Source organism: Aliiglaciecola sp. 3_MG-2023 (genome assembly GCF_030548205.1).
Lineage (GTDB): Bacteria > Pseudomonadota > Gammaproteobacteria > Enterobacterales > Alteromonadaceae > Aliiglaciecola.
Map to the genome: position 1 here is coordinate 62,629 of NZ_JAUORV010000011.1, position 13,491 is coordinate 76,119.

Consider the following 13,491-nt stretch of genomic DNA (forward strand, 5'->3'; position numbering starts at 1 on the left):
AATATGACACGGGAACCAGAACCACCTAAACCATCTCCGGTCACACCAAATAGTGATAAACAAACAGCAAAAATCCCTGCGAATGTACGTGTCATGATCGCACTCGTTGCATCGCCCACTCTAATGGTGATCGCATTTTCTATTTACTGTATTTTGATTGGAAATTGGCAAGAACCTGGTGTCAGTGGCATCATTTTTTCTGCTTTGGGGATATTTGCCTACTATGTTGTTTTGGTTGGTCGACTGCCAACTTGGTTTCATTTTAAACGTCAAAAACAACAGTGATTAGGTGCCATCGATATTGTCCTTGTTAGCACGTTGCTGTGATGGGGAGTATCTTTCTTGCTGCTGTTGCATAGCCTCAAATAAAGTTAACAGAGGTTGGGTGTCTGTATTGCATATGATCTTCAGTGCTTGGGCTGTGGCTTCCAATGAAGACAGACTATGCTCAAGTGTCGATTTACGTATACGGTATTGATTCTCAGGTAAAGCATCAAAGTGCCAGCTTGGTAATTCGTGTAGCCATGGATTCAATTGCCACATTTTAGTGGCTTTACGCCAAGTGGCATCTATTACGATTAACCTATGGGGGAGCGTATTCGGGTAATGTTTAGCACACTCTTCGAGGGGCTGACTTTGGGCATTGGGATACAAAACCCAAGTCTTGTTATCAAGGGCGTTAATTGACGCTTTTATATTAGCAAAGTCCTGTTGGTTTTCGCCTATGATTATTTCCGAATTCTCAATACACAAAGGCAGCAACCTGGCAGTGTTTTTACCATGCTTAGATTCCAGCGGGTGCTGTAATATAGTTAACTGTAGTGGCACTTTTACTTCGCTGATAAATCCGCATATGCACACCGTTTTCGGATAGTGACAGCGTGTACAAATTGGACGCTTTTTCATAGCATGTTTTTCCGTAACGGGTTGTGATTAAATAGCGTAAAGTTTATCTATCTTGAATCAGAATCCAGAGTTATTTTTTCGGGAACTTAATATCATTCGCAGAGCCTTACTATAGCTGATAATCTATTGGGTATAAAAATCTTCGTGTGTTTGTTTTAAACTCAAACCTACGCTTATGGAATATGGATATAAAACATGTCATTTAGTGAAAACGTGGAAGTGATCCCGCCACAATTCGGAACGGACAGTTCGGATCGGCGTTCAGAGGAAGAAAGTAAAAAGCTACAAAAACAAAAATGGTGGGTGTTGAGTCTCAGTTTCCTACTGGTATTTGTGGTCGCTATGATTTGGATTTGGAGTCGCTCTCCTATCTATCAAAGCCAAGCAATAATCCACTTTAGCTATGCTCAACAACTTAACAATCAACAAACTGCAGTACCTGAAGAGCAAATAACCCTCAACAATAAGCGCCTCACCAGCAACCGAATTTTAGACAGTTTAAGTACTGAGCTTGCTCAATCATATTCGCTAAATTTAAGCACCGAAGAGTTGGCCAATATGGTGTCTACCGAAGAGCACCTTGATAGTCGTATTATTAATTTGTTTACAACCGGTGAAAATAAAAATCATCTACAACCCGTGCTTGAACAGTGGTTAGCTTTGTATTTAGCCAGATTAGAAGAAGAAACTCAGGAGCACACTGTAGAGGACTTATCATTAGGGCAGGAAAAGCTTCTAGCGTTAGAACAAAAGATCATTGAGCAGCGTGATTTAGTTGAGCAGTATAGCGAAGAAAATAACATTATTTCTATGGAGCGCGATGAAAACCGCGCGTTGTCAAAGATTAAAAGTATGGGAGCAGCGTTAGACACGGCAGAGACCCAACAAGCGGAAGCGACAGCCACCTTAGAAAGTGTGAAACAAAGTATCGCCCAAGGAGATTCAGTTATTCATCCTGGGGATAAAAATAGGCTAGACGGTATTCGCAGTACCATCAGAGATAGAGAAGCTGAGCTTTACGAGTTGTCGCAACGATATACTCCTGAGTACATGGAATTAGATCCGAGTATTGTGAATAAAAAGCGCCGACTGCAAGAATTGAAGACGCGTTATGACGCAGAAGCCGCTGAAAGCCAAAAGCGATATTTAGAAGACCTGCAACGCACGGTTGTAGCCTCTGAGCAAAAACAAAAGCAACTGGAAATACAGTTAGATGAATTGGGCAAAGACGCCCTCATTTTTAATCAGAAATTAAAAGAATATGGTCGCTTGAATCGTTCCCTAAGTCAGTTACAGGAACAAGCTCAGCAATTAAAGGATCAACTGGTTGAAACGGAAGTCCAAAAACCCTTCCAAGCTAAGATTAACGTCCTTGAGCAACCTTTTGTGCCCACTTATCCTATATCGCCCAATTATTGGCGTGATTCCGCCATTGCACTTGCCGCAGGGGTATTGGTGAGTCTATTTGCTTTGTTGATATTCAGTTTTATCCATCGTCAAAAAGCTCCTGCACCGACCATGACTAGTTATAATGTTGTTCCGCCTTCATCTGGACTAACCCTGGAGCAGCAAGTAGCGGCACAACACGCTTTAGAACAGCAAAAACACGCCCAATTGGGTCATCAACAAACGCCTTTGCAATTGGCACAAGCCACTACACCAACCGCTGCTCGACTGTTATCTGAGTCTGAAGTTGAAAGTTTATATAAAGTGGCAAATCGTGATGGAAAATTGGCTATTTCGTTGATATTAAATGGTGTGAGTCCCACTGAATTGCTCCATGTGAAAATCCAAGATATTGACCCAGACACCCAGTCTCTAGAGATACCTGGTGAATATGCTAGAAGCGTGAGTGTAAGCGCTGAATGTTTGCAAATAATTGAAAATCTAAGGGTGAATCAAGCACAAGATAGTCTGCTATTAGGTGGGCGATTAGACGCGCAACAGCTTGATCAGATGATGATAAATATTGCCCATGATGCGGGGTTAGCATTTGCGGAGCAGTTTTCGGTAGCGGCGTTGCGACATACTTATTTAACCTATTTGGTGGTACAGGGAGCGAGACTCAATGATTTAGAGCAAGTGGCTGGTTTTGTTAATCCCACGGATCTAAGTTTGTACCGTCAGGTTAACCGTCGTGGTGAGCCGGTTGACGTTGAGCAACTGAATTTGCAGTATCCGTTAGCAGACTAGCTTAAAAGTATAAAATCGTGAATCACCAACACTATGAACGAATTTGGAATACGGTTTTACAGATCCCTATAGGTAGGGTTGCCAGTTATGGGCAAATTGCTGATTTAGCGGGTTTACCGGGGCGCGCTCGTTTAGTGGGTAAAGCCTTGGGTTATGCCCCTGATTCGCTGCAAGTACCCTGGTATCGGGTGCTTCGTTCTGACGGTAAAATTGCCTTTCCGGCGCAAAGTGAAAAATCGAATGAGCAAACTGGGCTATTACAACAAGAGAATGTTGCAGTATTGAGTAATAGAGTGAAACTGAAAGAATTTCAATGGCAGCCTGACTTGGCAGAACTGCTGTTTAAATTGACCTACTAAATATCTGATAAATTTAAGGATTATATAAATTTTCTTGTACCAAACAGCAGCGTGGTTTATGTTTAAGTGTAACTGTTTTAAGCAACGAGTTTTTGACCCGTGTTAAAAGAAATTTCAATTGATGAATTGAAGCCAGGCATGTACGTTCAAGCGATTGTTGAACAGCGCGGTAATATGAAAATCAAAAGCCAAGGAAAGGTGACTAAGCGCGCTATTGTTGGCCAATTGAAGAAAAAAGGTATTGTCCGGCTGTTAATAGATCCCAGCAAAGAGTTTGTGCCTGAACCTGAGTCAAGCCCAGATACCCCCCCTTCTCCTGAACAGACAGGGCCAGCTAAACCCAAGGATCATATTTCGTTTGATAGTGAAATTGTTGTGGCTAAGCAATTACACGAAAAAGGTAAAGTCATTCAAAATAGGATGTTTAAATTGGTCGCCAAAGGCTTACCAATTGATTTGAAACTGCCTAAAGAATTTACTGAACAGTTAGTTGGCTCAATAGATCGCAACCCCAATGCCTTGATGTGCTTAACTAAAATCCGAGAAAAAGACAGTTATTTACTGGAGCATTCCCTCAATGTGGCGATATTGCTTGCAAATTTTGCGCAATTTGTTGGATTACAGGAAATTGAAGTGCAAGAGCTCGCATTGGCGGGTTTTTTACATGATATTGGTAAAATCAAAATTCCAGATAGTATATTGCATAAACCCGGTCGACTTACCGATCCGGAAATGAATATTATGCGCGATCATGTCTTTCATGGGATTCAAACCTTAGAAGAAATGGGGCTACCCGAACATATTATTAAAATCATGTCGGAGCATCACGAGCGTCTCGACGGATATGGTTATCCCGAAGGACTAAGAGGGGATGAAATTAGCTCCTATGGTCGTATGATAGCCATCGTTGATACTTACGATGCGATAACGGCTGATCGCTGTTACAAACCTGGCATGTCTTCTCAAAAAGCCCTAAAAATACTATTGGCTGATTCACCGGTGATGTACGATCAGACTTTAGTTCAGAAGTTTATTAAATGTGTGGGTGTCTACCCGGTTGGCAGCTTAGTGAAGCTAAATAACGAACAAGTTGCTATGGTGGTGACCTGCAATGACGTTGCGCCATTAAAACCCGTCGTGAAAATATTCTACTCTGCTCGCACCGGTAACTATTTACCAATTAAAGAGATCGATCTAGCGCACAGTCAAATGAAGGTCGAAAAAGGGGTCAAGCCTAGTCAATTTGACATCGACTTCAATCGCTATTTCGAAGAAAATATTGCCATCTAATGCGTACTCATCTAATCCGAACTAATGCCTAACCTAGCATTCACAACCTAGGCGCACTGAAATGACTACTGGTTGTAAATTGCTTCCTGGCTATTTTCCAGACTGATATGCACATCGTAATATTTCGCGCATTTGGTCATCGGTGATGTGTGATGGACAAAGGCCCTTATCTACTAACTCTTCTTTTACACATTCTACTGGCTTATCGGCAATATAAGCACTGTGCTTTTTGACATAACGTGTTAAATTTTGCTGCAATTTTCGAGTTAAACAAGACATACTTCACCTGATACTTCTGGGGTTACCAATCAAAAAAACTGTACTATTTTAAAGCAGCATAAATCGAACCAAGTTTTGTGTTTCTATTAAAAACAATGAGTTAGGTGTTTTAGGTGACGTGGGTGCTTGAAGGGCCTGTTAAAAACTCTGACAGATAGTGTCAAATATACATCCAATTCAATGAAAGTAATGTAAAGGGGCTCGGGTCACTCTGTTAGAGTTACCTAAAGAGAGGTCAAATAACCTGTCGTACTTCAATGCCAACTCTTTTCATTGTTAATTAAATTACTCGATTTTAAAGTGAAACCAATTATGGGCAGACGCAAACATTTAATCTGGACGCCGCTACAAATTAAAATATTTGTGCTGGTGGTGAGTCTGTTTAGTATGGTGTTTACGCTAACCTTATTGAGTATTTACAACGCCGCCTATAATCAAGCTGAACGCCAGTTTTTATCACGTTTGAACGTCGGCCGTAATGTATTTTTGAACGAGCTGGCAAATGCTAAATCCCAGTTAGATCTAAACGTCGAAACTGTGTCAAAAGACTGGGCTTTACGCAGCGCTATTGGCCAAGGAGAAGACAAAGAATCAATCCGCACTATTTTATTTAACTTTGGCAGTCGTATAGACGCCGACGTTGCCCTAGTGTTAGATAAAAAGTTTACCCTCATTTCTCAATATGGTGGGCAAGACAGCCAAGTTGCCCAAGCCTTGGGTCGAGAATTAAGTGATGAACAAAAACACCAAGCTTGGATCACCATGATGGGAAATGAGCCATTTTTGGTTTCTGCCGAACCGATTAGAGCCCCCGGTGTGATTGGCTGGCTCATCATGGGCAAAAAGCTTAACTTGACCTTGTTTAACCGAATTAAAAGTTTAATTTCCCTTGATATCAACCTTACCGTTGTGAGTGATAATCAGGCATTGCTGCCATTATCTACTGTAAGCAATGATGATTTACTCAATGACGCCATTAGAAACTCCAGCTTAATGTTGCCTGACCAAAGTCGCGCCATCGAGTTCCAAACCCTAGACACCCATGACACTGTATTACTGCCATTTGTATTATTTGAAGATGACCGTCGTCAGTTTGTGGTGGTATTGCAAGACTCAATTCAATCTTGGCTGAAAACGTTACGCCAGTTTATGTTTGAGCTAATCCCTTTCTTCGCTTTGGGCTTACTATTAGCGGTTATCGGCTCGTACTACATCGCACGCAGTATAACCCGACCAGTAGGCCGTCTACTTGATGCGGCTAAGTTGGTTGCCAGTGGTAAGTACAGTGAAAAGATCCAGGTCTCAGAGAAAAGTGAGCTGGGTGAACTCGCGTTGGAGTTTGGGAATATGCAGCAAGCAGTGATGGAGCGTGAACAAAAGATAAAAGATCAGGCTGAAGAAATCAGGCAAACTAACAAAGCTAAATATCAAATTGAAATTGTGCAAAAAGAACAAGAATTGGCAAAGTCTGCCAATGAAGCAAAAAATCGGTTTTTAGCCAACGTCAGCCATGAAATTCGCACACCACTGAACTCCATTATCGGTTATACCCAAGTGTTAGACGATGCCCAGGCAAGCCTTCTGGAAAAGCAACAAGCAACACAAGCGATAAACAGTAGCGGCCAATATTTGTTAAACATTATAAATGATGTTTTAGATCTGTCTAAGATTGAAGCAGGAAAAATTCACCTGCAAAATACGGATAGTTGTACTGTGAGTTTGTTAAATGAAGTTCAGTCTTATATGGGGCGTTTTGCAGCAGAAAAAAACTTAGAGTTTAATTTGCAACTCAACTTTCCTTTGCCGCGCTTTATCAATACGGATCCTACTCGATTAAAACAAATACTGCTTAATTTATGCAATAACGCCATCAAGTTCACCGATGTTGGCAAGGTGGAGTTACAGGTTTATTTTGACAGCTATAAACGACGTTTAATTTTTGTTGTGTCTGATAGTGGTGTGGGAATGAGTGAAGAGCAACAATTGCGCCTCTTTACTGCTTTTTCTCAAGGAAGTTCGGCGATTAATCGTAAATATGGCGGTACCGGACTCGGCTTATATATCAGCAAACAACTCATTGAAATTATGGGCGGGCATATTAAAGTTACCTCTCAGGAGGGGGAAGGTAGCCAGTTCGCCGTTTATCTACCTTGGTCTGAAGCCCAAAATAAGGCAATGCTCACAACCCAAAAAGAGGCCGACGCCATCGCTTTACAGTATCAGCACAACGAGGTGAAAATACCAAGTTTGTCAGGACACATTCTGTGTGTAGACGATAACCAAGACAATTTGCAACTGGTGGCCTATCTTCTCAGAAAAACCGGTGTGAAAATTAGTTTAGCTAGCAGCGGCTTGCAAGCATTAGAGCTAGCCAAGCAACATCACTTTGATTTGGTGTTAATGGACATGCAAATGCCCGATATGGACGGTTTAGAAACAACTCGTCAATTATTAGACTCGGGTATGCAATGTCCTATTTTAATGCTCACGGCCAATGTCGACAGCGAAAGTATTAAACAAGTGATGCAGGCAGGAGCAACAGGTCATTTTGGTAAACCGATTAAGACCGAAGCATTTTACGCAAAACTTAGGGAATTAATGGACTTGGATTCGCCGAATAAAAATGAACAACAAGGCGTTCAGCCTAGTAGCGAGTTTGAGCGTTTAATTGAAGACTATAAAACAAGCTTTGAGAGCAAAATATCCGATATCCAGGTTGCCGTTAATCAGCAAAATTGGTATGAAGTACAGCAGCTTATGCACAAATTAAAAGGCTCTGCAGGGAGCTATGGATTTGACAGCATCAGTGAATTAGCTAAACAAGTAGAAGATAACCTTGCTCAAGAGCAATACAACAAAGCGACTCAAAGCCTTGAACAGCTAACCCAATTAATGAGAGAAACCCGTGCCGGTAATCCGCAATTAAGTTAATCTTAAACGAGCCACCAGAATTTCGGCACTGGGGGGCTGGGTAATCGCGCCAGTAAAAACAATGGTTTCACTCAGTATTCGTACTAACCTAACCAATTGGTTATACTGCCTTTTCGTTCCCTTCGACGTAATTACTCGGCTCATTAAAAGGAAGTAAAGTGAAAGTTCTGGCCTTGATATTATTCATCTCTACCCTGGTAAGCGCATGTAGTAAACAGCTCACCGTTGATACCCTTTATGCAAGTTGTAAAGATAAAAACCAATACTCCATTGTAAATTATATGGCGCAGTTTCAAGTGTTGAACGATATTAGCGGTGAAGAGCTTTTGGGGTTATTCGATGGAAAAACCAGTAAAACCGAAAGTGTCGATTTATGCCAATGTTTTGTTAGCAAGTTTACGAAACAGAGCATTGAGGTGCAAAATCAAACCCTAGCTAAGATTCAATCGATTAACGAGCAGCTGAAACCTGAGCTCAAGTTATTTGCTAAAAAAGGCGTCCTCGGCAGAATGAGTTATCGAGATGAATATCAAAAGATTGAAGGCTTTATGTCAAAAATTGAGAATGTAAAACGCTTAATTAGGGTTGCCAGTGAGAATAAATTTCAGCAGCAAAGATGTTTGTAGGGGTAACCAATTAACATCATACGAGTTCAATATTTATATAATAAGCCCAGATAAAAGGTACGACCGCTGGTGGTTGAATTGTAAGGGCGATCAGCAGCGTCACTGTACTGCTCTTCTCGTTCGTTACTGAGGTTTTGTGCCTCTAAAGTGAATTGCCACTGTTTGCTCAACTGTAAGCTAAAACTCGCGTCAATATACAAGGTTGCATGAAAACCGGTTTCATCTTCGTCTTCTAAGGTCTCTGGATTGACCTGATGAATATAATTGTCTCGATAAGATGCAGAGATTCGCCCGCTAAGGGTTTTATCGTCGTAATATAAAGTGATAGCAGCGGTTTTTTTGGATAAAAAAGGTAACGCCTTGTTAAACAAAAACTCACCATCGTTGTTAAAGTAGTTTTTTGTTCCATCCGTATAGTTTACGTGGCCGATGAGGCCCATATGTTGCCAAATAGATGGCAAATAAGACCATTCATAACGCAACATTGTTTCAAATCCGACTAAAGACACAGATTCTGCATTTTGATTGGTGACTAGGGTGATAACAGAGTTATCAGTTAGGTTGTCAGTTTCCCATATATTTTCTAACCCAGTTTCCGCAAAAGTTAATGAGCTTGCTTTCGGGGCTATGAAATCATCAATCGATTTATAAAAAGGCGTTAGGGTGAATGATATATGCTCCTTTGCCTCCCACTCAAAAGAAAGGTCAAGATTCGTCGAGGAATAGGGCTGCAAGTTTTGATTTGAGGCATATATAGTTTGCTCTGTAGGATCATAATTGGCATAGCCTTTTAAATCCCTAAGTGATGGATTGGCTAAATTACGAGACACACTGAATCTAAGAGTATAACTTAATGATGGTTGCCAAATCAGGTTCACACTAGGTAACCAATTTACATGTTTGTAGCTGAGATGTTGACCAGTAAAAGGATTGGTCACATCGGTTATTTCCTGTTGATAACGACTTCCCGCTACTACTAAAAATTTATCGTATTGCCACTGCATGGTAAAAAATGCAGAGGATTTTTGTTCTTTTAAATCATCCTCAGACTGTTCAATTAAGGCGTTATTGTTAGCCAGTGAATAGGGATCAATTCCAAAGTGTTGAATTGCCTTGTGGGTTTGTAAGCCCAACCAATTGACATTAGGATGAGAATCAACAAGTTGGGTATAATCAGAAGGCAAAGATTGCGTTGTTGTCGACCATTCATCCAACAATAAATTACCTTGATAAACCGATAATGTTTGGGTGTTAAAGGTGGTATGTTCAACTCCCCATTGCCACAAAATATTCGGTGAGGCCTGGTAGTTCAAGGCTATTTTTCCGTGTTGATAGCGGGTGTTTGCAAAATACTCTTCTAAATCAATTTCGCGCATTTCCCATAGGTCTTGTTGGCTGAGATCACTACCATATTGAATGTCTGCAAAAAAGCGGTCTGCGCGGTAATCAATACTAATATCTGACATGCCTTGGGTATAAATTTTGTTGCTGGTGGGAATGTCATAGTTAGACTTTTCTAACCCTAGCAGTAAATCCAGTGACCATTTGTTGGATAGGGGAAATGAACTGTTGAATACCGCCTGTTTATAGACTGTTTCGGTACTTTGTGCACGGCTTTCTGTTGCTACTCTGGCATTATTGTAAACACTATAGACTAGTTCATTATTGGCATTTAGTTGCGCATCTACAAATTCAGTTATGCCGGTTATTATAGGGGTTGATTGCTCGCCGCGCGGATATAGGTGGAACTCATTTCTATTGGCACTTAATACCGCGTGGAGAATGTCTAAACGTGCGTTAGCTTTGTCATTCTGGTATTCAAAGGACACGTTTAGCCCACGTCTTTGTTGTTCACTTCGCCAAAGAGAATAACGATTGCCCCGGGGCATGATAACGTCATTGTTAGCGAAGGCTTGTTGTACTTCTAAAGATAACGAGTCTAATGAAATGCCACTAGGGGAGATTGCCCGCCATCTAATTGTATTTGCCCCACGTTCCTCAACAAATCGTTTGCCGTAGGAGGCCGACAACAACGCGCCCCAATTCCCCCAGGTATTCGAGATCAATCCTGTTATCCGCGGCGCGGCGTTACTAGAGTATTCATTCATTCCAAGTTGCGGCGCTACCACAAATTGCAATCCTTTTTGCGCAAATGGACGCTGGGTTTGCAAAGCTAATGTGCCCGCTAGTCCACCGGTCGTTTGCTCTGCACTGTAAGATTTTAGCACTTGCGCTTGACTGAATAGTTCAGAAGAAAACACATTGAAATCGAATGAGCGATCATGTTGCTTTTGCACCCGGCTGTCCATGGGGGAATCATTGTTTGCCAGCACAGGCATGCCATTTATGGTGACTAAGGTGAAATCAGGTGAGGTGCCTCGTAGGGAAACTTGACGGCCTTCCCCGGCTTCTCTGGTGATCACCACGCCTGGTATTCTTTGCAGTGATTCAGCCATGTTTATATCGGGATAATTTGCCATATCGTCAGATACAATGGCATCTGACACCGCCACTGTGTGGGTTTTTAGTTGTTTTGCTTTGTCTAAAGATGCACGAAGCCCCGTTACTATGATTTCATTGATGTGGCTTTGGGAAGGCGTTGAAACTTGTTTGGCTGAACGGGATACTTCAATGCCAATTGGGGTGATATTGTAATTCCAAAGGCTATTACTGGTGATCTTATCCAATGCTACCGTGAGGCTATAAAAACCCTCAATATTAATGTTAGTTTCCGTTTTATCGCTGACTCCGTTGATCACAACGGGGAATTGGTAAACGGACGATAGGCGTTTCATTGCCGCATCAATAGAGCTGTTTTGAATTCGAATAAATTGCTCTTTTTGAGCATCTTCCTGTAAATAATTGCTATTTTTTGCCATTGCTGGCGGCATACAACAAAACAAACTCAATAATAGGTAATGCGTCGGAATATAACGGCGGAATTGTCGATTATTGTATGTATCTAGACTAGCAAAACAAGACCCTGGCAATCGCATCCCTGCGATTAGAATACTATACGCAAATTGGATGGATATTTTCTTATTTGCTAAGCAAGATCTTATTGGCTTCATAGGTCACGGTGAATTGGTGTGCACTGGCTATTAACGCCAAAGATTGTTCCGCTTTATCAAGTGGGAAACGACCACTAATTTTACGATTTAGTAGATCTTGAGTGACAATCTCAACCGGCTTTTCAATATATCGTTGCATATGCGCGACTACGTCTTGCAGTGGTTGTTGTTCAACTTCTAACCAACCGCTGCGCCATGCCGGTAGCATGGCCAACTGTTTGAAAGTGACTTTACTGCCTCGACCGTTTTCCACTATAAGTTGTTCGCCTTTAACTAAGGTAAATACGTCATCTGCGTTTATTTGCACTCTGCCTTCATAAACGCTAATCAAAGTACGCGCATTGGTATGGTCTACATCAAATGCTGTACCCAGTACCCGTATTTGTACCTCCCCCACATCAATCACAAACGGACGTGTTTTGTCTTTAGCAACATCAAAATATATTTGTCCATGGGTCATTTGGGCATAACGAGAAGTACTGGTTTGCTGCACTTCCAGTTGACTATCAGCGTTCAAGTGAACTTGCGTGCCATCTTGCAAAACTTGAGATGAACGAGAACCTACAGGGGCTTGAAACTGCTGTTGATATATCGGCTTGGGTACAGCGGCTAATGACGACGAATCATTAGTTGTGTTTTGCTGAAAAATAAAAAATGAGGTAATAAATGCGATACATAGCAAACTTGCAGCTATGTTGATTGGGTTGAATTGATAGAAGCTAAAAACTTTGGATTTACCTTTATTCTGAGAGGGATCCTTTTCGTGGGTTTCAGTGCTTATTGTGCTTGTCAGATTATTGTTGAGTGCCGCGTTTACTTCTGCAGACTGCATTAATTGACTGATTTTGCGGTATGCGTCAGCATTTTCGGGGGTGGCCAACCAATGCTTAAATTCCGTTGCTTGTGCACCCTCAAGAGAGTCTTGTTGATCAAACCAATCTGCGGCTTGTTCTAATGTTTGTTTGTTCATGTACTGTTCTCAATGTACCTGGTGATTTTGCTTCATTTTCTTTATTAAACGTCTAATTGTTTGGAAAGGTGACATTTTTTATGCTTATTTCCATTCATTTTTTTCCGCGCATAAAGCAATATCTACCATGGCACGATTAATGTGCTTTTTTACAGACTCTACGGATAACTCTAACTCTGTTGCTATTGCTTCTCTACTCATCCCATCTATGCGGCGCATTCTAAAAACCTGCTGGCGCAAAGGCGGCATATCTTCCATCACTTTGGATAGTATTTTCACCCGCTCTAAATTAATGAAATTATCTTCTAAGCCCAGACCTTGTGTGTGCTCGTCGACCATATCTGATTGGCTTAGATGTTTTTTTTCCGTTCGCCAATGATCAAATAACGCTGATTTGGCAACCGTAATCAAGTATGCGAGAGGATTATCTAACTTTTGTTCTGAATCTTGCTTTGCATTATTACGAATCGTCCGCAACATAGTTTCTTGCAGCACGTCGTTAGTCACGTCAACGTTTTGGGTACGTGCTTGAACAAAGGTTCTAATCTTGGGCATCAGCTTAACGAAAGGATCATTTTTTTTCATAAGAATATCCGCTCGAACTTATAAAGTCGAAATACGAGGCAATCCTAACGCTTCATTTGACGATACCACTAACACTTTGAAATTTATCTAAAAAACTAGATGAAACCAGTCAGTGAAAACATGCTAATCAGGCCAATTAATATTCAGCATTACAACTACGCGGGAGCGCGATAATACGGTTTTATTGTGACATTTTGGTGACAATCTCCTGTTTGAAAAATATAAAAAAAACACTGTCCCCTTATTAATTTTAGCGCCGTCTTATGGGCAAAGAAGCTTGT

11 protein-coding genes are annotated in these 13,491 nt (G+C 41.3%); 6 read left to right on the forward strand and 5 right to left on the reverse strand.

Annotation, left to right across the window (positions count from 1 at the left end):
- Positions 1-3 precede the first annotated feature (3 nt).
- Positions 4-285 carry a hypothetical protein gene (locus Q4574_RS13490; protein ID WP_303474665.1) on the forward strand — a complete coding sequence of 94 codons (282 nt, stop codon included), beginning with the start codon at positions 4-6 and terminating at the stop codon, positions 283-285.
- Here the strand turns inward: Q4574_RS13490 and Q4574_RS13495 are convergent, their stop codons facing one another.
- On the reverse strand, positions 286-906 hold the full coding sequence (locus Q4574_RS13495; protein ID WP_303474666.1) for a tRNA-uridine aminocarboxypropyltransferase: 621 nt from the start codon (positions 904-906) through the stop codon (positions 286-288).
- A gap of 195 nt (positions 907-1,101) precedes the next feature.
- Between Q4574_RS13495 and Q4574_RS13500 the strand changes: the two genes are divergently transcribed.
- From Q4574_RS13500 to Q4574_RS13510, 3 genes are all read left to right on the forward strand, one after another.
- Positions 1,102-3,099: a GumC family protein gene (locus Q4574_RS13500; RefSeq protein WP_303474667.1), complete on the forward strand. Its 1,998-nt coding sequence runs from the start codon at positions 1,102-1,104 to the stop codon at positions 3,097-3,099.
- Positions 3,100-3,113: 14 nt separating this feature from the next.
- Positions 3,114-3,458, forward strand: coding sequence for an MGMT family protein (locus Q4574_RS13505; protein ID WP_303474770.1), 345 nt, complete (start codon positions 3,114-3,116; stop codon positions 3,456-3,458).
- A gap of 99 nt (positions 3,459-3,557) precedes the next feature.
- Complete coding sequence (locus Q4574_RS13510) at positions 3,558-4,748, forward strand: HD-GYP domain-containing protein (RefSeq protein WP_303474668.1); 1,191 nt, start codon at positions 3,558-3,560, stop codon at positions 4,746-4,748.
- Between the two features lie 90 nt (positions 4,749-4,838).
- On the opposite strand, the gene Q4574_RS13515 is transcribed toward Q4574_RS13510, so the two are convergent.
- Entirely contained in the window at positions 4,839-5,027 is a 189-nt protein-coding gene (locus tag Q4574_RS13515; protein ID WP_303474669.1) for a hypothetical protein, read from the reverse strand.
- Between the two features lie 312 nt (positions 5,028-5,339).
- Between Q4574_RS13515 and Q4574_RS13520 the strand changes: the two genes are divergently transcribed.
- A complete protein-coding gene (locus Q4574_RS13520) occupies positions 5,340-7,958 on the forward strand; it encodes a response regulator (protein WP_303474670.1) in 2,619 nt (872 codons plus the stop codon).
- A 158-nt stretch (positions 7,959-8,116) separates the two neighbouring features.
- Positions 8,117-8,584: a hypothetical protein gene (locus tag Q4574_RS13525; protein WP_303474671.1), complete on the forward strand. Its 468-nt coding sequence runs from the start codon at positions 8,117-8,119 to the stop codon at positions 8,582-8,584.
- Between the two features lie 26 nt (positions 8,585-8,610).
- Here the strand turns inward: Q4574_RS13525 and Q4574_RS13530 are convergent, their stop codons facing one another.
- The 3 genes from Q4574_RS13530 to Q4574_RS13540 all read right to left on the reverse strand — a co-directional run bounded on the left by Q4574_RS13530 (position 8,611) and on the right by Q4574_RS13540 (position 13,210).
- Entirely contained in the window at positions 8,611-11,463 is a 2,853-nt protein-coding gene (locus Q4574_RS13530) for a TonB-dependent receptor (protein WP_303474672.1), read from the reverse strand.
- A gap of 160 nt (positions 11,464-11,623) precedes the next feature.
- Entirely contained in the window at positions 11,624-12,625 is a 1,002-nt protein-coding gene (locus Q4574_RS13535) for a FecR domain-containing protein (RefSeq protein WP_303474673.1), read from the reverse strand.
- An 84-nt stretch (positions 12,626-12,709) separates the two neighbouring features.
- Positions 12,710-13,210, reverse strand: coding sequence for an RNA polymerase sigma factor (locus tag Q4574_RS13540; protein ID WP_303474674.1), 501 nt, complete (start codon positions 13,208-13,210; stop codon positions 12,710-12,712).
- Between the last annotated feature and the right edge of the window lie 281 nt (positions 13,211-13,491).